A 21,716-nucleotide genomic window follows, 5' to 3' on the forward strand; every position below is an offset into this window, starting at 1 on the left:
GCCTTTTTCTAACAATACGCCGATTTTTACGGTGGGGAGTGGGTTAGCGAATGGAATATGTAATTGAGATGAATAACATTCGTAAAGAGTTTCCCGGTATCGTTGCGAATGACAATATAACATTGCAGGTCAAACAAGGCGAAATTCATGCCCTTTTAGGAGAGAACGGGGCTGGGAAGTCTACGTTGATGAACGTCTTGTTCGGCTTGTACCAGCCTGAGAAAGGTGAAATTAAAGTTCGGGGAGAGAAAGTGGCAATTACCGATCCGAACGTTGCAAATGGCCTCGGGATTGGAATGGTTCACCAGCACTTTATGCTTGTGCAAAAATTCACGGTCACAGAAAATATCATTCTCGGAAGTGAACCAACCAAAGGAATGAACATTGATATCCGTAAAGCGGAGAAAGATGTGGCTGCTATTTCCGAGCAGTATGGACTTCGTGTCGATCCAAGAGCGAAGATCGAGGACATTTCAGTTGGCATGCAGCAACGTGTTGAAATCTTGAAAACTCTTTATCGCGGAGCTGACATTTTGATTTTTGATGAGCCTACGGCAGCTCTTACACCTCAGGAAATCAAAGAACTGATTCAGATTATGAAAAATCTGATTAAAGAAGGAAAGTCTATCATCCTTATTACGCACAAATTAAAGGAGATCATGAGTGTATGTGATCGTTGTACGGTTATTCGTCGTGGACGAGGGATCGGAACAGTAGATGTATCAGACACGGATGAAAACAAACTTGCAGCGATGATGGTCGGTCGTGAAGTAAGTTTTTCAGTTGAAAAAGGGCCGGCAAAGCCCAAGGATTCAGTTCTCTCCATTCGCAATTTGACAGTCGAAGATGCAAGAGGAGTCAAGGCAGTAAATACATTGAATCTTGAAGCTCGGGCTGGGGAAATCCTTGGTGTTGCTGGGGTTGACGGGAATGGACAGACAGAATTAATTGAAGCCATTGCAGGACTTCGTAAAGTAACGGACGGAACAATTTCCGTGAGTGGCCAAAACATCACAGGTCTCAAACCAAGAAAAGTAACCGAGTCTGGTGTGGGACATATCCCGCAAGACCGCCACAAACATGGATTGGTTCTTGACTTTACAATTGGGGAAAACATCCTTCTTCAAACGTATTATCAAAAACCATATTCAAATAATACAGTTTTAAATTATACGAAAATGTATGAAAAAGCACGTAGTCTTATTGAAGAGTACGATGTACGTACGCCAAATGAACGGACTCCGGCAAGAGCATTATCCGGCGGTAACCAGCAAAAGGCGATCATTGCTAGAGAAGTGGATCGCTCTCCTGACCTTCTCATTGCTGCACAGCCTACTCGTGGACTCGATGTTGGAGCGATTGAATTTATCCATAGCAAATTGATTGAAGAACGTGATAAAGGGAAAGCAGTACTCCTTGTGTCTCTTGAGTTGGACGAGGTACTAAATGTGAGTGATCGAATTGCCGTTATTTATGAAGGGCAAATCGTAGAGATTGTGGATGCGGCAAAAACAAATGAACGAGAACTTGGCTTATTGATGGCCGGAGGAAAGCGAAAGGAAGGTGAAGCCTAATGATAAAAAGGTTGTTAGTAGGAGCTAGAGGGAAATCATTCGGTCTCATCGTTCCTTTAATCGCCATTGCCTTCGGGTTTATTGCTGGTGGAATAATCATGCTCCTTAGCGGCAATAATCCGATTCTAGGTTACACGGCATTAATTCAAGGTGTATTCGGTGACATGTACTACTTCGGGGAAACACTCCGTATGATGACGCCATTAATCTTGTCGGGATTGGCGGTCGCTTTCGCCTTTCGTACTGGTCTACTTAATATAGGTGTAGAAGGTCAGCTTATTGTCGGATGGCTTGCTGCGGTGGTCGTTGGGATCTATGTTGACGGACCATTTGCCTTGGTATTGGCTATTTTAGCTGGTGCAGTGGCCGGTGGACTTTGGGGATTTATCCCGGGGCTTTTAAAGGCGAAGTACGAAGTCCATGAGGTTATCGTAACCATTATGATGAACTACATTGCCCTTCATGTAAGCAATCATTTTATACGTAATTACTTATTGGCGAGTGGACAACGAACTGATTTTGTAAACGATTCTGCGTCTCTTTCTTCACCATTTCTAGAAGCGTTAACTGACTACTCGAGACTTCACTGGGGTTTTTTCATAGCCATCTTCGCTTGTGTTGTTATGTGGTTCATCCTTTGGAAAACAAACAAAGGGTATGAGCTTCGTGCTGTAGGATACAACAAAAACGCTTCTTCTTATGCGGGAATGAACGTTAAAACCAATATCATTCTTTCCATGGTCATCTCTGGAGCTTTTGCTGGTGTAGGTGGTGCGATGGAAGGGCTTGGAACATACGGATATGCACAGATTCTCTCAGGATTTACGAACCTTGGGTTTGATGGAATTGCTGTAGCATTGCTCGGTGCAAGTACATCTGTGGGAATCTTTTTGGCTGCATTCTTGTTTGGTGGCTTAAAGATCGGAGCTTCCAATATGCAATCTGCTGCAGGCGTCGCTCCTGAACTCGTAGAGATTGTCATTGCGTTAATTATCTTCTTTGTAGCATCTAGTTATCTTATTCGCTGGATTCTTGGTCGTCTTCAGCAAAATAAGGAGGAGAAATAGATGGATATCCTTCAGATTTTATATACGATTATTCCAGCGGCTTTAATTGCAGCCACTCCTCTGATCTTTACAGCTCTAGGCGGACTATTCAGTGAACGTGCCGGGGTCGTTAACATCGGGTTGGAAGGTTTAATGGTCATTGGTGCTTTTAGTGGTATTGTAGCAACGTTATGGTTTGAGTCAATGGGGCTAGGGTACGCGTCACCGTGGCTCGCGTTATTGGTTGCTATGATTATCGGTGCCGTATTTTCCCTCTTTCACGCGGTGGCTTCAATTACACTTCGTGCTGATCAGGTTGTAAGTGGTGTAGCACTGAACTTTTTAGCCGTCGGTCTAGCGGTGTTCATGGTAAGAGAGATCTTTGACCGTGGTCAGACGGATTACATTAGTGCTCGTATTTATCGTACCGATGTCCCGTTTTTAAGTGATATTCCATTTATCGGTCCTATGCTTTTTAGCCGTGTATATGCGACCACATATATTGCTATCATCCTTGCAGTCGTTGTATGGTACGTTGTCTTTAAAACCCCATTCGGACTTCGACTACGTTCCGTTGGGGAACACCCGATGGCGGCAGATACGATGGGAATCAAGGTAAATCGTATGCGTTATATTGCTGTCATGTTAAGTGGGGCTTTCGGTGGTGTTGGTGGAGCTGTATTTGCAATTACAACTGCAGGTAACTTTGCCGGTAACACCATCGTCGGACAAGGGTTCATGGCTCTTGCTGCTTTGATTTTTGGTAAGTGGCACCCGTTCGGCGCATTGGGAGCGGCCTTGTTCTTCGGATTGGCTCAGGCGTTAAGTCTCACTGCCCAGCAAATTCCGGCTCTTGCTCAAGTCCCTCAAGTATACTTGCTCATCGCGCCTTATGTACTAACCATACTTGCTCTCGCTGGATTCGTTGGAAAAGCGAATCCGCCGAATGCGATTGGTAAACCGTACGAAAAAGGCAGTCGTTAATCGTAATTGGTACTACAAACCGTTGGGTCTTTTGATCCGACGGTTTTTTGTGTATTCCATAATGAGTGGAGGTCTTTTATACTATATACATAGTACCGGTTAGGGGTATCGATAGTCGGATAAACACATAAGAGCAACATCATCTTAAACATAAGCGTACTTAAAGGGGAAGAAGGCTCATGAATGTAGATCATATTAATGCCGTCTGCAGGGCGACGAAGGGAATACTATCAAGTCATTTTGGGCTTGAGGTAGAACCTAAGACACCAAAAGCGGGTGTACATGCGATACCATCAAACGACGTTTCTGTTGTTCTTGGTGTGAATGGAGAAGTAAATGGTCAAATTGTGTGTGCCGTTGACGAACAAACCGCCAAAAATATTGTTGGAGTCATGATGGGTGGGATGACGATTCTGGATTTGGATGATATGAGTTGGAGTGCGATTCAAGAGTTTGGTAATTGGATTGCTGGATCAACCGCAACGGAATTATCCAAAGTGAATTGTCTCATTGACGTGACACCGCCTATAGTCAATGATGGGCGCTCAAGTTTTCGTTCATCCGAGCAATTCATCACCGTTCCATTAGCTAGCACACTTGGGCAAATTGATGTTCACATTTCACTTCATAAAAAAGCAAGCTAACCAAAAGTCTCAGCCAACTTGGCTGAGACTTTTTCTACGCGCAATAACTTTGTCATATCACTAACAGAGGGTCAAACCCTCTGTTAGGTGATTCACATAACAAAAGAGCATTATTACCCAGGAAATGACACAGACTGACGTTATCCATTGCTTTTCGTATCCATTCGTAATAAATTTAAAGAGATTAGATTTCCTTAGAGAAAGGACGTTATGTATGGCACCTTTAGATATGTCGAAATTTGAGAAGAAAATTATCATCCGTAACATCGAAGCGAAAGATATAGATAAGATTATTCAGCTTTCAAAGGCGTGCTTTCCAAACATGGAAGCATGGAAGCGTGAGCAGTTAAGAAGTCACATTGAGCTGTTTCCGGAAGGGCAGTTTTGTGTGGAGTATGATGGGGAAATTATCGGTTCTTGTTCCAGCTTGATCATTAACTTTGATGAATATGATGATCAGCACACATGGGATGAGATTACAGATGAAGGATACATTACAAATCACGATCCTGACGGGTACAATTTGTACGGTATTGAAATTATGGTGGACCCTAACTATCGTCGAATGAAAATTGGTCGCCGCCTCTATGAAGCCCGTAAAGATCTTGCCCGTAAGCTAAACTTAAAAAGCATCATTATTGGTGGCCGTATACCTAACTACAACAAGCATGCAGATGAAATGTCACCAAGAGAATACGTAGAAGAAGTGATTCACCATAACGTTTACGATCCGGTCCTTACATTTCAAGTGATGAACGGCTTTAGCTTAAAGCGAGTCAATCGGAACTATTTAAAAGATGACAAAGCTTCTATGAAGTATGCCACGTTAATGGAGTGGAACAACGTCGATTATCAACCGACCACAAAGCGTCACTTTAAAACGGCGTTCCCGGTACGAATTTGCGTCATTCAGTACATGATGAAGAAGATCAATTCGTTTGAGGAATTTGCTCAGCAGTGTGAGTATTACGCTGATGTAGGAGCGAGCTATAACTCCGATTTTGTGGTTTTCCCAGAGATTTTCACCACGCAACTTCTTTCTTTTATAGAAGAAAAAAGTCCAAGCCGTGCGATTCGAGCCCTCACGGAGTACACGGAAGATTACATTCAAGTGTTTACAGACTTAGCTGTTAAATACAATGTGAACATTATCGGTGGATCCCATTTCGTTGAAGAAGAAGGAGATATTTATAACATTTCCTACCTGTTTAGACGAGACGGAACGATTGAAAAGCAGTACAAAATCCACATTACTCCTAACGAGCGTAAGTTCTGGGGCATCCGTGGTGGTGAAAAAGTGGAAGTATTCGATACGGATTGCGGTAAAATTGCGATTCAAATCTGTTATGATATTGAATTTCCTGAGCTTGGTCGTATTGCTACGGAAAAAGGAGCAAACATCATATTCACACCGTTCTGTACGGATGAGAGACAAGGCTACCTTCGCGTACGTTACTGTGCTCAAGCCCGCGCGGTTGAAAACCAAGTGTTTACGGTTATTAGTGGTACAGTCGGAAACCTTACTCACGTGGAAAACATGGATATTCAATACGCACAGTCCGGTATTTTCACACCGTCTGACTTTGGTTTTGCAAGGGACGGCATCGTCGGGGAATGTCACCCTAACATTGAAACAGTTGTTGTGGGAGACGTTGACACGGAGCTTATCCGTCGATCCAGAAAATCAGGAAACGTTACCCAATGGAAAGATAGAAGAAAAGATCTGTATCAAATCAAATCAGATTGTTAATAACAGAAGCCCTTCCTGCATTAATTGCCGGGGAGGGTTTTTTGCTGTGCTTTTAGTGTGGGGGGGTGGTTACTGAGTAGGAAGCCCGCGTCTACTATAGATAAATCTCCCTCACCTTTAGTCAATTTAAACCGGTTTGCCGGATTTAGAAGCGAATTCGATTTAGCCTCCCCCCTATTTAAAATTCTGTTTTCCGTTATGTTTACAGGACAAGTTTCATAAAGTAATTTAAAGCCTGTTTATTTTGAAAAAAGTTGGACCATGATGGGAATGAAAGAAGGCACTGAAAAAGTTCGATCTTTACCTTTTGAATGCCTTCGAAATGAAAGGGGATAGGAACATGAACGAGCATATGAGACCAAAACAAGAGAAGCTGCCTTCATGGAGAACGCCCGCCATCATCGCAATGGTCTTTTTATGGGTGACAACAGCCTTTTTTCTATGGCTGCCTAACCAACTTGAAAAAGAAACGATGGACCCCGATTGGGCTGTCCAAGTATATACCCGAGAAAACCCCATAAGAGAGGGCGGGGATGTGACGCTACAAGTATTTGTGTTTGATAACCAAACGAAAGATCCGATCAAGGGAGCCGACATTGAAGTGGAGTTTGATACGAGAGAAACGCCTCTTATTTTGCATTATGTGGAAAACGGCTTATATGAAAATGTGAGTCAGGTTGAGGAACATGAGGTCCTAAGCGGAAACATTATTGTAAAAAGGGAGAACTTTGAAGCAAACAGACCATTCACCTTCCCTGTAGAATCCTTTACAGATGAGTGGGCAAATACATCAGCCTTTTATATGAAAAAAACCAAAGCGGTCTCCCACTAAAGGAGGCCGCTTTTTCCTAAATTCTCTATTTCTTTAAAACAGACTGTTCATACTTTTTTAACAGCTCGTCAAAGGCGTACGAATCTTTTCGGTTCCTAAACTCTCGAGGGGAGAGGCCGGTCATTTTTTTGAACACTTTGTTCATATAATTGCCGTTTGCATAACCGGTTTTTTTGGCCACTTCATCAAATGATTCGTTCGTATGAAGGACGAGGTCTGCTGCTTTGTCCATTCGCACAAACGTGACGTATTGAAGAGGGGTGTACCCGGTCGTTTCTTTAAATAGGCGACTGAAATGATACGTGGACAGACTCGCTTTTTGAGCAAGGCGATCCGCAGTCAGATCTTTATTGTAGTGCGCTTTTATGTAGTCAATCGCTTGTGAAATCCCCGGGTGATAACGAGCGGATGGTTGATCCATGGCGCTTGTAAATTCGAGGAGGCTCATGGTCATTTGATATGCGAGTGAACTACCGATATAAGGATTGTCGATTCGTTTTCCGTCGGCTTGCTCGTAGATAGAAAGGAGCATTTGAATAGGGCCGGACTCGGGGTGAAACCGAAGAATCGAGCCGTTTGTATTCGTGAGCTTATCCCAACACCATTTTGCTTTGTTTCCGTAAAGGGTGATATAAATAAACTCCCACTCGTCACTTTTTTCGGGCAGATAATATTCATAATCCCCAGGGGTTGACACCATAAAGGCTGTCCCTGGTTCCAATCTGAATACGTCTTCTTCAATTTTGATTTCCCCGTACCCGCTCACCGTATATTGAAAAATATACTTATCGGTATCCTTTCGCTTTAACCCGTTCCATTTATACAAGTTAGATGTATGGAGATCCCAGCCGATAGACCAAAGTTGGATATTTTCGCTCACTTGAGATTGTTGAAATCGGTACGCATAAGACCCTTGATTTCGATGAAGAGAATCGATGAGAGTATCCATGAAATGGATCCCTCCTTTCGTAGAAATGACACTTGTATAGGTGTATGAAAAAATTTACATATAGCAAGAAATTACCGAATACTTTATCGTACTACATTGTGAAAATGAGAGATATATAGAATTATAATAGATCATTCAGAATAATACCAATATAAAAGATAGCAAGAAATTACCTTTATTATTTCACAAAAACTATTGAAACCGTTATCAGAAATCGTTTACAATATGAATCACCAAGACGATTAATTAAGTAAATGAATAAAGCGGCAGTACTCTTAGATAAAACACGAACAGCTCACAACAAAGGAGAGTCTGCCATGAACTGGATCATCATATTATCATTCCTGTTTTTTACAGGACTTGTAGCTATTATTTCCTATATGAAAACGAAGAAAGAGCAGTTGGATACGTCTGACGGATACTTTCTCGGAGGACGAAGCTTAACTGCGTGGGTCATTGCAGGGTCGTTGATGCTTACAAACTTGTCAACGGAACAATTGATCGGATTAAATGCAGAAGGCTATGAATACAACATGAGCTCCATGGGATGGGAAGTTGGTTCCGCCATTGCTCTTGTTATCGTTGCTTTTTTCTTTTTACCACGTTATTTAAAAGGTGGAATCACAACGATTCCGGACTTTCTTGAAAAGCGTTTTGACGCTGGCGTGAAACAATTCGTTACGATTCTATTTTTGTTTGGTTATATCTTTAACTTATTGCCACCGATCCTTTATTCTGGAGCGGTTGCTCTGAGTGGAATGTTTAACGTGCCGGAAATGCTGGGCGTAAGCCCTACAGTAGCCTTATGGATTACGGTTTGGGTGATTGGGTGTATCGGTTCCTTGTATGCCATTTTCGGTGGTTTGAAAGCGGTTGCCGTTTCGGATACGATTAACGGAATCGGTCTTCTTATTGGGGGGCTTATGGTTCCGATCCTTGGACTGATGGTTCTTGGAGGAGGAAACCCGTTCTCCGGCTTCAACGTTATTGTCGAGAATACACCTGAGAAATTAAATGCAGTCGGAAGCAACACCGACCCAGTTCCGTTCGGTACGATGTTTACGGGAATGCTTCTTGTGAACTTGTTCTACTGGGGAACGGCGCAACACATTATGCAGCGTGCCATTGCGGCGAAAAACTTAAAAGAAGGTCAAAAAGGTCTCATTATTGCAGCCTTCTTGAAGCTTCTTGGACCAGTATTCTTGATCTTGCCGGGAATTATCGCGTTCAACCTGTTGGGTGACAACATGAACGCAATGGATGCTTATCCGGCACTAGTAAATCACATTTTACCAACACCGCTTGTTGGTTTGTTTGCAGCGATTCTGTTTGGTGCGGTGCTATCATCGTTCAACTCCGTATTGAACTCGTCTGTAACACTGTTTGTTTTAAACATTTATAAGCCTTACTTTAAACCAAAAGCACCAGATCATGTGCTCATCAAGCACGGTAAAGTGTTCGGTTTGTTCTTAGCTCTATTTGCAATGATGGTTGCACCGTTGATTGCCATGGTGCCACAAGGGTTCTTCCAATACTTGCAAATGGTTAACGGATTCTACAATGTACCGATCTTAACCATCATCATTGTTGGTTACTTGACGAAAAGAGTACCTGCACTTGCAGCGAAGATCTCTCTTGTTGTATTTATCTCAACGTATGGTTTCACGCAACTTGTGTGGGACGGAGGACTTCACTTCCTTCACATCTTGGCGATCTTGTTCGTCTTATGTGTAACGTTGATGCTTGTGATCGGTCGACTTTACCCACGTGAGAAAGAATTCGTACTTCAAGAACAAAGTAAGGTGGACATGACGCCATGGCGCATTGTCTATCCGATGGGTGCCATTGCTACAGCAGCAATGATCCTTGTATACCTTCTCTTCTCTGGTATCGGACTAGCAGCCTAGTAAAACACTGATCCGGGAAAACTTATGAATAAGCGCCCTGTCGCTTGAATGAGTCTTCCCGGCTTTTTTTATGAATTAGCGGAAAATAATAAATGGAAAAGAGGTTCTTCACCATGCCTATTCTAGTAAACACACAACCACTTGAGTTTCATCTCCAATCCGAGAACGTGAGCTACATTTTGACTGTTATGGAAAATGACCAGATTGGTCATTTGTACTATGGTAAAAAACTGACACACCGAGATAGCTTTCAGCACCTCATCCGCACAGGAGAGAGAGGAATGACGGCTTACATAAACGAAGGAGATTTGAATTTCTCCTTGGATCTTGTCCAACAAGAGTACCCGTCTTACGGTACAACGGATTTCCGTGAGCCTGCCATTCAAGTAGAGCAAGAAAACGGAAGTCGAATCTCGGATTTTACTTTCCGCTCTTACGATATTCAAAGTGGAAAGCCTGCTTTAGAAGGGTTACCGGCCACCTATGCAGAAAAAGACGACGAAGTGACGACGCTTACAATCACACTTGAAGATCAAGTGACAGGGGGAGAACTGACCCTTTTATATTCCATCTTTGAACAGTCAGGAGCTATTACCCGAAGTGCATCCATTCAAAATAAAGGAGATGAAACGGTTCGACTTAAGCGCTTCATGAGTGCGTCCGTGGATTTCCCAGATGCTGATTATGAAATGGTTCAGCTTTCTGGTGCATGGTCAAGAGAGCGTCATGTGAAAAATCGTACACTAGCACCTGGCATTCAAAGCGTATCAAGTGCTCGTGGGACAAGCAGCAGTCAGCAAAACCCGTTTCTAGCGTTAAAGCGTCCTGATACGACGGAGGATACAGGGGATGTATATGGATTCTCTTTTGTATATAGTGGCAATTTCCTTGCACAAGTAGAAGTTGACCACTACGATGTGGCACGAGCCATGATCGGCATTCACTCCTTTGATTTTGAGTGGAAGCTTGAGCCTGGAGAAGCGTTTCAAGCTCCGGAAGCGGTTCTCGTATATTCCGATGAAGGGTTAAATGGAATGAGCCACATCTATCACGAGCTTTATCGAAACCGTTTGGCAAGAGGAGAGTGGCGCGACAAAGAGCGTCCGGTTCTTATTAATAACTGGGAAGCCACGTATTTTGATTTCAACGAGGATAAAATCGTCAATATTGCTCAATCTGCCCATGACCTTGGTGTAGAGCTGTTCGTACTCGATGACGGCTGGTTTGGTAAAAGAGATGATGATACAACGTCCCTTGGAGATTGGGTCGTGGACAAACGCAAGCTTCCTGATGGTATGAAGTCACTTGGGGATAAAATTACAAACCTTGGTATGAATTTCGGTCTTTGGTTTGAGCCCGAAATGATTTCAAAAGAGAGTGACCTATACAACAATCACCCGGACTGGCTTATACAAGTACCTGATCGTAAGCTTTCCCACGGTCGAAACCAGTTCGTTCTAGATTTTTCCAAAAAAGAAGTGGTCGATCATATCTTTAACCAAATGGCGGAGGTTCTTGAAGATGCCCCGATTTCGTACGTGAAATGGGACATGAACCGAAACATTACGGAGGCAGGATCGACTGGTCTCTCACGGGATCGTCAGCAAGAAGTGTATCACCGCTACATCTTAGGAGTATATGACCTTTACGAACGATTGACTTCTCGTTTTCCTCACATCTTGTTTGAATCTTGTGCAAGTGGTGGTGCCCGCTTTGATCCGGGTATGCTTTATTACGCGCCTCAAGCGTGGACGAGTGATGACACGGATGCAGTGGAGAGGTTGAAAATTCAATACGGCAGCACCTTTGCCTACCCCCTTAGTTCGATGGGGGCTCACGTTTCTGCCGTTCCAAACCACCAAGTAAAAAGAATCACGTCTCTTAAAATGAGAGGGGACGTGGCGTACTTCGGAATGTTCGGCTACGAGTTGGATGTAACGAAGATGGATGAGGAAAGTCGAGAAGAGGTAAAAGAGCAAATTCGTTTTTATAAAGAAAACCGTGGGCTCATTCAAAATGGACGTTTTGATCGTCTTCTTAGTCCATTTGAAGGTTCAGGCAACGAAACAGCCTGGAGTGTGGTGTCCCCTGACCGTAAAAAAGCGATTGTTGGATTTTATCAAGTCCTCGCTGAGCCTAATCCAGGCTTCCAAAAGCTCAAGCTCACTGGACTTGATCCACATAAAGAATACCGTGTAAGTGGAAAAGACCGAACCTACTTTGGTGATGAACTCATGAACTCTGGTCTTCTTTTAAAAGAACAATATATCGGTACCGATGCCGGAGGACTTGAAGAGAGCGGGGACTTCAGCTCACAAGTGTACGTACTAGAGCAAATCAACTAACAGCCAAGGAGAGGAAAAGTGATGAATAAATTCCCACCTATTAGTGAGCGAGTACCACACATGCTCCACGGAGCAGATTACAATCCAGAGCAATGGCTCAACTATCCGGATATTCTTGAGAAAGACATGGAGCTGATGAAAGAAGCCGAGTGTAACGTGATGAGCGTTGGCATCTTCTCATGGGTGTCCCTTGAACCAGAAGAAGGGGTCTTTACATTTGAGTGGATGGACCAGGTTCTCGATCGCCTTCACGAAAACGGCATTAGCGTATTTCTTGCTACACCGAGCGGGGCGAGACCCGCTTGGATGTCCCAAAAATATCCTGAAGTTCTTCGTGTTGAAGCGAATCGCGTGCGAAACCTTCATGGATTCCGTCACAACCACTGTTACACATCGCCTGTGTACCGGGAAAAAGTCCGTACGATAAATGAGAAATTAGCTGAGCGATACGCTCATCATCCGGCGGTCATTGGTTGGCATATCTCAAACGAATATGGCGGCGAATGTCATTGTGAGCTGTGTCAACATGCTTTCCGTAACTGGGTAAAAGAGAAGTATCACACTTTAGATCGAGTGAATCATGCGTGGTGGACCACTTTTTGGAGTCATACGTACACAAGTTGGGATCAAATCGAATCCCCAGCTCCCCACGGAGAAATGATGGTGCACGGTCAGAATCTTGACTGGAAGCGGTTCGTAACAGACCGAACCGTCGACTTTTGTCGTCATGAAATCGAGCCTTTAAAAGAGAAAGATCCAACGATTCCTGTTACAACGAACTTTATGGGCATCTACGAAGGTCTTGATTATTGGAAGTTTGCCGAACATCTCGATGTCATTTCATGGGACGCCTATCCCACGTGGCACGACAACCAAGATGAAAGCTTCCACGCATCAGGTGTTGCCTTTACTCACGACTTGAACCGCTCTTTAAAAGGAGGACAGCCATTCATGCTTATGGAAAGTACCCCAAGCATGACAAATTGGCAAAACGTAAGTAAGCTGAAAAAGCCAGGCATGCATCACTTGTCTTCTCTTCAAGCTGTAGCCCATGGATCAGACACGGTCCAATACTTCCAGTGGCGAAAAAGCAGAGGGTCGAGTGAGAAGCTTCACGGAGCTGTTGTCGATCATTACGGTGAAAGCGACAACCGCGTATTTCAAGATGTGAAAGGAGTCGGTCTCACACTAGAGAAGTTGTCTTCCGTTACAGGAACGAGTGTGCAACCGGAAGTAGCCATTATCTTTGATTGGGAAAATCGCTGGGCGATCAATGATGCACAAGGACCACGAAACATTGGCGTGCATTACGAGCGAACGGTTCAAGAACACTACTTGCCGTTTTGGGAGCGAGGCATTCCCGTTGATGTAGTAAGCATGGATGCGGACCTTAGCAAGTATAAAGTGGTGGTGGCTCCCATGCTTTACATGGTACGTGAAGGCGTAGGGGAAAAGATTGATCAATTCGTTCAAGCTGGCGGAACCTTTGTAACCACTTACTGGTCCGGCATCGTTAACGAAACAGACCTCTGCTTCTTAGGAGGATTCCCTGGTCCATTAAGAAAAACCTTGGGTATTCGCTTAGAAGAAATTGATGGCCTTCATGACGGACAAACGAACGGGATTGACATGAGGGAGAACAGTCTCGGGATGAGCGGACGTTTTAAAGCGAAAGAGCTGTGCGATCTGATTCACCTAGAAGGGGCCACTTCACTTGCTGAGTACACAGACGACTTTTACAAAGGACGGCCAGCTCTTGCAGTGAACGAGCATGGTGAAGGAAAGGCCTATTACATTGCCTCTCGAAATGACGGGCGTTTCCACGACCAATTTGTGGAGAGTGTTGTGACTGAGGCTGGTGTTAAGAGAATCGTAGATACTAAATTGCCAAAAGGTGTGACAGCACAGCTGCGTACAGATGGCGAGACGGATTATGTATTTCTCATGAACTTCACGGGAGAGAAGCAGCGTGTGCAACTAGATGGTGAAGGATTGGAGCTCTTTGTTGGAGAAAGTGAAGAGGGAGAGATCAAACCGTACGGTGTAGAGATCTTTACAAGAAAGGCGAAGCACGGTCATTTTTCTGAGTTTCGTTAGTTTAGATGAGAGCCTTGGGGTCGTGCATGTGCACGGCTTCGGGGCTTTTTTGGTGTGTGGGAAGTGTGAACTAGAGCCAAACCGTTAATAGGGACGGTGAAGCCGCGAAAGCGTACGAGGAAACCGCGAAAAGAAGGTGAGAAGCCGTTAATCCAAGCAAGGTTCCGTAGAAAAGCAGGTCCCAACCCGTTAAAAACCCCCTATCTAGGGGTTGGGGTATGCGCGGGGAAGGTTACTAGAGCCAAACCGTTAATAGGGACGGTGAAGCCGCGAAAGCGTACGAGGAAACCGCGAAAAGAAGGTGAGAAGCCGTTAATCCAAGCAAGGTTCCGTAGAAAAGCAGGTCCTAAACCGTAAAAAGCCCTAGCTGGGGGTGTGCGGTAAAGTCGACTTTGAGTTTAGTTTTACCAATCACTTTTTGGGGTTTATTCATCACTTTTAAGATTTATCAATCACATACGACCGTTTATCCATCACTTTCACGCCACCAATCCCTAACCCAAAATCATCGCATCAACCCCCACAAAAACTTTTTTAATTAAATTTATTAATTAATGTTTTCAAGAGACATCTTCTTCGTTATAATAGGTTACGAGGAAACAGTACGAATGCCGTTTGAAATGAAATCGTTTACAGATCGTCTTGGTTGTCAATTTGTAAACACCGTAAGAAAAGCGAACAGGAAGGTGACGGCACCATGGAACAAAAATTACTAGATGCAATGAAAAAAGCTTATGGTCACGATGGAAGTAACGTACGACTATTTTTTGCCCCAGGACGGGTAAACTTGATCGGAGAGCACATTGATTACAACGGAGGATACGTGTTCCCTTGTTCTTTGAGCATTGGAACGTACATGGCTGTGAAGCGCAGAACGGATAACGTTGTTAACATGACTTCTCTTAATTTTCCTGACGAAGGAACGATCCAATTTAGTCTGGATGAACTTGTTTATAAAAAAGAAGACGACTGGGCTAACTACCCTAAAGGTGTTATTAAAGAGTTTGTGAATCTTGGCAAAACATCCGACCAAGGATTTGACGCTGTATTCTTTGGGAATATCCCTAATGGAGCAGGTCTTTCATCATCCGCATCGGTTGAGCTTGTTACAGCCGTAATGTGGAATGAGGTTAACGGATTTGATTTGCCGATGGTTGAGATGGTTAAAATCGGTCAGCGAGCAGAGAATGACTTTATCGGTGTGAGCTGTGGGATTATGGACCAGTTTGCGATCGGTATGGGTCGAGAAAACAAAGCGATTTTGCTCGACTGTAACACACTTGACTATGCCTACAGCCCAATTGAACTGGGCGATTACGCTCTTGTAATTGCAAATACGAATAAACGCCGCGGACTTGCGGATTCCAAATATAACGAACGCAGAAGTGAATGTGATGAAGCACTTGCTTCAATTCAAAAGAAAAAAGATGTAGCGTTTTTATGTGACCTGACTTCAGCGGAGTTTGAAGAAGTAAAAGATGCGATTAGTAACCCGGTCGCTCAACAGCGAGCGAAGCATGCGGTCGCTGAAAACGAGCGTACGAAAAAAGCAGCGGAGCTACTTGGTGAAGGAGATTTGCTTGGGTTTGGTCAATTGATGAACGCTTCTCATGTCTCCCTTCGTGATGACTACGCAGTTTCCGGTAAAGAGCTTGATGCCCTTGTGGAAGCGGCTTGGAAAGAAGAATCAGTCATTGGAGCGAGAATGACTGGTGCCGGGTTTGGTGGATGTACAGTGAATCTCATTCACAAAGAAGGACTCAACGAGACGATTGAACGCATCGGATCGGATTACGAAAACCATACAGGCCTTAAAGCGGAATTTTACATTGCAGAAGTGGGTCCTGGAGCAAAGGAAATCACATCAGTAAAGGAAGGTGAGAGGTAATGGCAGTACTCGTATGCGGAGGTGCAGGATACATCGGAAGTCACGCAGTCGAGGATCTCATCCGTCAAGGAGAAGAAGTGGTCGTTGTCGACAATTTGCAAACCGGTCATCTTGGAGCGGTAAACCAAAAGGCTTCTCTTTATGTTGGAGATTTGAGAGATGAACGCTTTTTAACTCGCGTGTTTGAAGAGAATGATATTGAATCGGTGATTCATTTTGCAGCCGACTCTCTTGTTGGTGTAAGTATGGAAGAACCTCTTCAATACTACGACAATAATGTAAACGGTGCCTTAAGCTTATTGAAGGTCATGCGTACGTTTGGCACAAAACGCATCGTTTTCTCTTCAACGGCAGCGACCTACGGAGAGCCGGAACGCATGCCAATTCAAGAAAGTGATCCAACAGAGCCGACGAACCCGTATGGTGAAACGAAGCTGGCGATTGAAAAGATGCTCAAGTGGAGCGAGAAAGCTTACGGAATTGAGCACGTGGTCCTTCGTTATTTTAACGTTGCAGGAGCACATATGGAGCAAGACATTGGAGAAGACCATGATCCTGAAACGCATTTGGTCCCGATTGTTCTTCAAGTGGCCCTTGGTCAGCGAGAAAAAATCATGATGTTCGGTGACGACTATGATACGCCGGACGGTACGTGCGTACGTGACTACATTCATGTTAACGACCTCATTTCCGCTCACCTCCTTGCTTTGACTCGCCTTCGCGAAAACAAAGGAAGCGGTACGTATAACCTTGGGAACGGCAACGGATTTAGTGTAAAAGAAGTAATCGAAACGGCCCGTGAAGTCACTGGAAAAGCGATTCCGGCAGAAGTAGCACCAAGAAGAGCAGGGGACCCTGCGAAGCTCGTTGCTTCTTCTGAAAAAGCAGCGACTGAACTTGGTTGGGAGCCTCGTTTTGCAGACATGAAAACGATCATTGAGAGCGCGTGGAAGTGGCATCAAGCTCATCCAAAAGGCTACAACGACGAGTGGATTAAGTAACGATTACCATCACAAATCTTGAACCCTTGTAAAGGAGAGTGCAGCATGACTAACCAACCCATTGAGCGTTCCATTGAAAGATTGATTCAATACGGCTTGCAAAAGCAATTAATAGAGCAGGTAGATGTAGCCTATACAAGAAACCAAATTCTCGGTGTGTTGGAGCTGGATGACGTGAACGAAAGTCTTCTTTCAGCACCTGAGGAAGCCCTTGAACACCCAGGTCCGATCCTAGATGATCTATGCGACTGGGCCTATGAGAATGATCGGATCGATTCCAACGCCGTAACGGTTCGTGACCTCTTTGATACGAAATTGATGGGATGTTTAACCGCTCGGCCATCAGAAGTAAACAAATGGTTTGATCACCTTCGTGAGACGGAAGGGCCTGAGGCTGCTACTCGTGCTTTTTACGATTACAGTCAGGATGTGCACTACATTCGAAAAGATCGTATCGCCAAAAACCAAAGCTGGCAGGCGAAGACCGAGTACGGCGATATGGAAATTACGATAAACCTGAGTAAGCCTGAAAAAGACCCGAAAGAAATCGCTGCCGCAAAGCAGGCAAAGGGAGCCGACTATCCGAAGTGCTTGCTTTGTAAAGAAAACGTAGGGTATGCAGGAAGAATGAACCATCCGGCCAGACAGAATTTACGGACGATACCAGTAAGTTTGAACGATGAAGGATGGCAGGTTCAATTTTCACCATATGTGTATTACAATGAGCATGCGATCGTGTTAAATGATGAGCATACACCAATGAAAATCTCTAAAGACACGTTTAAGCGTTTATTATCCTTTGTGGATGAATTCCCTCATTATTTCATCGGTTCCAATGCGGACTTGCCGATTGTTGGGGGATCGATTCTCAGTCACGACCACTTTCAAGGTGGAAACCATGCGTTTCCTATGGCATTAGCACCTACAGAAAACACGTATCCTCTTGAGCAGTTTGGTGACGTGACAGCCGGTACGGTTAAATGGCCGATGAGTGTGGTCCGCCTAAGTGGCTCTTCCATGGAAGACGTGGTGGAAGCGGCCGACTTTATTTTATCCAAATGGAAAGGGTACAGTGATGAGAGCGTAGATGTGTTGGCATATAGCGGGGACACGCCGCATCACACGATCACGCCAATTGCTCGGATGAGAGACGGAAAGTATGAGCTTGACCTTGTTCTCCGTAACAACCGTACGAGCGAAGAGCACCCGATGGGAATTTTCCATCCTCATGCAGAGGTACATCATATTAAAAAAGAGAACATTGGCTTAATCGAAGTGATGGGTCTGGCTGTGTTGCCGGGCAGACTTCAAAAAGAGCTGGAAGAGTTGAAGGATGCGATGCTTTCCTCCGATCCGTCTACTGCCATTGAGGAAAATGAGTCGATTGTAAAGCATCAGACGTGGGCCCTTTCGATCTTAGAAAACACCCCGAATTTCTCTGAAGAAAACGGAATGGATATTCTTCGAGAAGAGGTAGGCTTTATTTTCAGCCGAATCCTTGAACATGCAGGTGTGTTTAAACGAGACGAACATGGACAGGAAGCGTTTGCTCGCTTTATGACTCACATTCAATCTTCGTAAACAAAAAGGACCAAGGGAGTGAACGATACTCCCTTGGTTTAAGCCTTTTTAAGGTAAGGTTGTGAAAATGAAGGGGGAAGTCGCGACGTCGCAGAATGTCGATACCTTTTTCTTACCTGAAAATGAAAAGGTTTTCAAACGCTCTAAGATGGGTGAGGCAACAACCGTGAACATTCAATATTCATCATTGTGAAAGAAGAAGGGGAACTTCTTTCCGCGAACATATCGTTCAAAAGCTCGTACACGAGTCTAAGTGTAAATGTACACATGACCTTTTAAGAGAGAGGGGTAGTCCAAGTGGTAGCCAGTATGACAGGAAGTTTTCAACTGATGAAGTCTTTAAACCGCTCGCTGATTTTAAATATGATTCGTGTATATGGACCGATTTCCAGAGCGGAAATAGCGAAAAAAGCGAGCCTTACACCACCAACTGTGACGAACATCGTCAATGAGTTATTGAACGATGAACTTGTCAAAGAAGGTAAAATGGGTGCGTCAAAAGGCGGCCGCAAGCCGATTCTTTTAACAATTAATAAAGAAAGCCATTTCATTTTCGGGGTCGATGTGGGGGCTCAAGAGGTAAGAATCGCACTCACCAATTTAAGTGCGGATGTGATTTGCTTAAAGCGTTCAAAATTGCCTAAAGGTTTTACCAAAGAAGAGCTTATGACGATGATTAAAGAAAACATTCAGCACGTTCTTGATGAGGAACCCGTTCCACAAAGTAAGATTCTAGGAATTGGAATCGGAATGCACGGTATTGTGGATCATGAAAAAGGGATTGCGGTTTACGCACCGAACTACGGCTTATCAGATATTCGGATGAAAGAAGAGCTAGAAAAGGAATTTCCTTTTACAGTTAAAGTGGAGAACGATGCTCGTGCACTGGCCCTTGGAGAACTGTGGTTTGGTCACGGTCAAGAAAAGCAAAATGTGGTATGTGTGAACGTTGGGATCGGGGTTGGAGCCGGTATCATTTTAGGTGGTCGCTTGTATCACGGGGAGCATGGGATTGCCGGTGAGATTGGTCACACGATCATTGATCTTAACGGTCGTCGTTGTTCGTGTGGAAATTATGGCTGTCTTCAAACGGTTGCGGGAAGTACACGCATAACCGATCGCGTGATCGAAGAGATTTCTCTCGGACGCAAAACAATGATCACAGAGCTTGTTGAAGGGAACAGCGATTGGATAACAGGTGAAATTGTTCACCAAGCTGCGACACAAGGGGATCCTCTTGCAAAGGAAGTTCTCGAGCAAACAGGCCGCTACCTAGGAATTGGCTTAACAAATTTAATTAACTTTGTTAACCCGGAAAAAGTGATCATCGGTGGAGGGGTTTCCCGAGCAGGGGAGTATATTCTTGATCCTATCAAAGAAATTGTTCAAAACAGAGCCTTGACGGATCGCGCCAGAACAACGGAAATCGTTCCTTCCAAACTAGGTGAAAAAGGAACGATCATCGGGGCAGCAACGTTAATTCTAGCAGAATTATTTGACTATCAAATTTCATAAAAGGGCTTTCATTATATAAAGAGATATGGTATCTTCAATTTAGTTAATAATTTAATTTAAAAAAGTTTCATGTGAGACTGAAATAAAAAAGAGCTCGCTCTTTTTTATACAAGGTATGAAAGCGTATACAAGAAAAAGGGGGATTCAAGATGTTCAAGAGAAAAATGGCTGGAGCTTTTGCAGGTGTGATGTTGGTTGGAGGACTTGCAGCTTGTGGCGGCGGAGACGACGATGCAGGTACGGATAACGGTAATGCAGGTGACGGTGACGGCGAAGTATCAGGTGAGATTACAGTTTGGGGTTGGAACGTAGCGGCAAGCTCAATGGAACTTGCGATTGAAGGCTTCAATGAAGAGTATCCTGATGTAGAAGTGAATGTTCAAGATATCGGTCGTCTTGATTTGTATGACCGTTTGACTGTAGGACTTGCTGCGGGAGGATCTGGTTTACCAGACGTTACGCTTATTGAAACAGACAGAATTGATAACTATGTAGCTGAGTTTCCTGAAGGATTCTTGAATCTATCAGAATACGGTTACGATGAGTACGCAAGCGAATTCGGAGATGCGAAGATTCAAGCGACTCAAAATGATGATGGAGACTTTATCGCGGCGCCTTGGGACGTGGGACCTGCAGCTGTCTTTTACCGCGTAGATATCTTTGAGGAAGCTGGTGTCGATGCCGACTCAATCGAAACGTGGGATGACTTTGTTGAAGCGGGTACTACGATTAAAGATGCCACTGGTTCTTATATGGTTCCGATCGACATCTCAGCAGACGATGCTTTGTTCCGTATGATGCTTAACCAACAAGGAGCATACTACTTTGACGATGAAGGCAATATTGACTTAACTTCCGATGAAGCGGTACAAGCGATGGAGAAAATCCAAGAGCTTCACGAAAACGAATTGGTTGCTAACGTAGATGGCTGGGACGGAACAGTTACATCTACAGTAAACGGAAATGTTGCCACAGTGCCATTTGGTGTATGGTACGCAGGTACAATTATGGACCAAGCACCTGAGCTTGAAGGTGACTGGGACGTATTTGAACTTCCAGCATTTGAAGATGGCGGAAACAGCGCCGCTAACCTTGGTGGATCCGATCTTTCGATCATCTCTGGTACAGACAACCCAGATGCTGCTTACGCATTCGTAGAGTACTTCACAACGACTGTTGAGCCACAAATGGCTGCTCTTGATGAGTACGGAATGTTCCCTTCCCTACTTTCAACGTATGAAGAAGACTATTTTGATGAGGAATCTGCATTCTTTAACAACAGCCCAGTATTCCGTACGTTTGCTGACATGGTAGAAGATATTCCTGGAGCAAACTACACAAGTGACTATGCACGTGCTTTCCGTTACGCTTCTGACGCTCAAGCAAGTAGCTTATTGCAAGGACAATCTCCAAGCGAGACCCTCCGCCAAGCAGCTGAGCAACTTGAAAATGAAACGGGACGTACGATCAACGAGTAATGGTTTGAGATTACAATAGAAAAGAAGAGCTGTACGAAGGCTCTTCTTTTCTTTCCATTATCTTACTAAATTAATTTAATAAAGCTAAATAAAGCTTAACTAGACTAGCAAGAAAAGAGGATTCA

15 protein-coding genes are annotated in these 21,716 nt (G+C 44.2%); 14 read left to right on the forward strand and 1 reads right to left on the reverse strand.

What is annotated here, in order from left to right; translation table 11 throughout:
- Positions 1-50 precede the first annotated feature (50 nt).
- The 6 genes from G476_RS0103635 (at position 51) to G476_RS0103660 (ending at position 6,830) form a co-directional block, all read left to right on the forward strand.
- Complete coding sequence (locus G476_RS0103635; protein ID WP_026688871.1) at positions 51-1,574, forward strand: ABC transporter ATP-binding protein; 1,524 nt, start codon at positions 51-53, stop codon at positions 1,572-1,574.
- Complete coding sequence (locus G476_RS0103640) at positions 1,574-2,641, forward strand: ABC transporter permease (protein WP_035186074.1); 1,068 nt, start codon at positions 1,574-1,576, stop codon at positions 2,639-2,641. The genes G476_RS0103635 and G476_RS0103640 overlap by 1 nt, the downstream gene beginning before the upstream one ends.
- The gene (locus tag G476_RS0103645) at positions 2,642-3,604 is read left to right on the forward strand and encodes an ABC transporter permease (protein ID WP_026688873.1); all 963 of its coding nucleotides are present in this window, start codon (positions 2,642-2,644) and stop codon (positions 3,602-3,604) included. It abuts the gene before it with no gap.
- Positions 3,605-3,783: 179 nt separating this feature from the next.
- Positions 3,784-4,248, forward strand: coding sequence for a chemotaxis protein CheX (locus tag G476_RS0103650; RefSeq protein ID WP_026688874.1), 465 nt, complete (start codon positions 3,784-3,786; stop codon positions 4,246-4,248).
- 214 nt (positions 4,249-4,462) lie between these two features.
- Positions 4,463-5,998 carry a bifunctional GNAT family N-acetyltransferase/carbon-nitrogen hydrolase family protein gene (locus G476_RS0103655; protein ID WP_026688875.1) on the forward strand — a complete coding sequence of 512 codons (1,536 nt, stop codon included), beginning with the start codon at positions 4,463-4,465 and terminating at the stop codon, positions 5,996-5,998.
- Between the two features lie 340 nt (positions 5,999-6,338).
- Positions 6,339-6,830: a hypothetical protein gene (locus tag G476_RS0103660; RefSeq protein WP_026688876.1), complete on the forward strand. Its 492-nt coding sequence runs from the start codon at positions 6,339-6,341 to the stop codon at positions 6,828-6,830.
- Positions 6,831-6,855: 25 nt separating this feature from the next.
- Here G476_RS0103660 and G476_RS0103665 read toward each other — a convergent pair whose 3' ends face one another.
- Positions 6,856-7,779, reverse strand: coding sequence for an AraC family transcriptional regulator (locus G476_RS0103665; RefSeq protein WP_035186077.1), 924 nt, complete (start codon positions 7,777-7,779; stop codon positions 6,856-6,858).
- A 317-nt stretch (positions 7,780-8,096) separates the two neighbouring features.
- Between G476_RS0103665 and G476_RS0103670 the strand changes: the two genes are divergently transcribed.
- The 8 genes from G476_RS0103670 (at position 8,097) to G476_RS0103705 (ending at position 21,591) form a co-directional block, all read left to right on the forward strand.
- Positions 8,097-9,686, forward strand: a complete 1,590-nt coding sequence (locus tag G476_RS0103670) for a solute:sodium symporter family transporter (RefSeq protein WP_026688878.1) — start codon at positions 8,097-8,099, stop codon at positions 9,684-9,686.
- A gap of 113 nt (positions 9,687-9,799) precedes the next feature.
- Complete coding sequence (locus G476_RS0103675) at positions 9,800-12,031, forward strand: alpha-galactosidase (RefSeq protein WP_026688879.1); 2,232 nt, start codon at positions 9,800-9,802, stop codon at positions 12,029-12,031.
- A gap of 21 nt (positions 12,032-12,052) precedes the next feature.
- Entirely contained in the window at positions 12,053-14,128 is a 2,076-nt protein-coding gene (locus tag G476_RS0103680) for a beta-galactosidase (protein WP_035186080.1), read from the forward strand.
- 697 nt (positions 14,129-14,825) lie between these two features.
- Positions 14,826-16,016, forward strand: coding sequence for a galactokinase (locus G476_RS0103685; RefSeq protein WP_026688881.1), 1,191 nt, complete (start codon positions 14,826-14,828; stop codon positions 16,014-16,016).
- Positions 16,016-17,017, forward strand: a complete 1,002-nt coding sequence (gene galE / locus G476_RS0103690) for a UDP-glucose 4-epimerase GalE (RefSeq protein ID WP_026688882.1) — start codon at positions 16,016-16,018, stop codon at positions 17,015-17,017. The genes G476_RS0103685 and galE overlap by 1 nt, the downstream gene beginning before the upstream one ends.
- Positions 17,018-17,062: 45 nt before the next feature.
- Positions 17,063-18,598 carry a UDP-glucose--hexose-1-phosphate uridylyltransferase gene (gene galT, locus G476_RS0103695; RefSeq protein ID WP_026688883.1) on the forward strand — a complete coding sequence of 512 codons (1,536 nt, stop codon included), beginning with the start codon at positions 17,063-17,065 and terminating at the stop codon, positions 18,596-18,598.
- Between the two features lie 297 nt (positions 18,599-18,895).
- Positions 18,896-20,113 carry an ROK family transcriptional regulator gene (locus tag G476_RS0103700; RefSeq protein WP_026688884.1) on the forward strand — a complete coding sequence of 406 codons (1,218 nt, stop codon included), beginning with the start codon at positions 18,896-18,898 and terminating at the stop codon, positions 20,111-20,113.
- 149 nt (positions 20,114-20,262) lie between these two features.
- Positions 20,263-21,591 (forward strand): ABC transporter substrate-binding protein, encoded by a 1,329-nt coding sequence (locus tag G476_RS0103705; RefSeq protein WP_035186085.1) that lies wholly within the window; start codon positions 20,263-20,265, stop codon positions 21,589-21,591.
- The last annotated feature ends 125 nt before the right edge of the window (positions 21,592-21,716 follow it).

The organism is Alteribacter aurantiacus DSM 18675, assembly GCF_000429705.1.
GTDB classification, from domain to species: Bacteria; Bacillota; Bacilli; order Bacillales; family Salisediminibacteriaceae; genus Alteribacter; species Alteribacter aurantiacus.

Coding starts and splice junctions, on each gene's coding strand:
- G476_RS0103660 (WP_026688876.1), top strand. CDS start 6,339: ATGAACGAGCATATGAGACCAAAACAAGAGAAGCTGCCTTCATGGAGA.
- G476_RS0103705 (WP_035186085.1), top strand. CDS start 20,263: ATGTTCAAGAGAAAAATGGCTGGAGCTTTTGCAGGTGTGATGTTGGTT.
- galT (WP_026688883.1), top strand. CDS start 17,063: ATGACTAACCAACCCATTGAGCGTTCCATTGAAAGATTGATTCAATAC.
- G476_RS0103685 (WP_026688881.1), top strand. CDS start 14,826: ATGGAACAAAAATTACTAGATGCAATGAAAAAAGCTTATGGTCACGAT.
- galE (WP_026688882.1), top strand. CDS start 16,016: ATGGCAGTACTCGTATGCGGAGGTGCAGGATACATCGGAAGTCACGCA.
- G476_RS0103670 (WP_026688878.1), top strand. CDS start 8,097: ATGAACTGGATCATCATATTATCATTCCTGTTTTTTACAGGACTTGTA.
- G476_RS0103640 (WP_035186074.1), top strand. CDS start 1,574: ATGATAAAAAGGTTGTTAGTAGGAGCTAGAGGGAAATCATTCGGTCTC.
- G476_RS0103680 (WP_035186080.1), top strand. CDS start 12,053: ATGAATAAATTCCCACCTATTAGTGAGCGAGTACCACACATGCTCCAC.
- G476_RS0103665 (WP_035186077.1), bottom strand. CDS start 7,779: ATGGATACTCTCATCGATTCTCTTCATCGAAATCAAGGGTCTTATGCG.
- G476_RS0103675 (WP_026688879.1), top strand. CDS start 9,800: ATGCCTATTCTAGTAAACACACAACCACTTGAGTTTCATCTCCAATCC.
- G476_RS0103655 (WP_026688875.1), top strand. CDS start 4,463: ATGGCACCTTTAGATATGTCGAAATTTGAGAAGAAAATTATCATCCGT.
- G476_RS0103650 (WP_026688874.1), top strand. CDS start 3,784: ATGAATGTAGATCATATTAATGCCGTCTGCAGGGCGACGAAGGGAATA.
- G476_RS0103645 (WP_026688873.1), top strand. CDS start 2,642: ATGGATATCCTTCAGATTTTATATACGATTATTCCAGCGGCTTTAATT.
- G476_RS0103635 (WP_026688871.1), top strand. CDS start 51: ATGGAATATGTAATTGAGATGAATAACATTCGTAAAGAGTTTCCCGGT.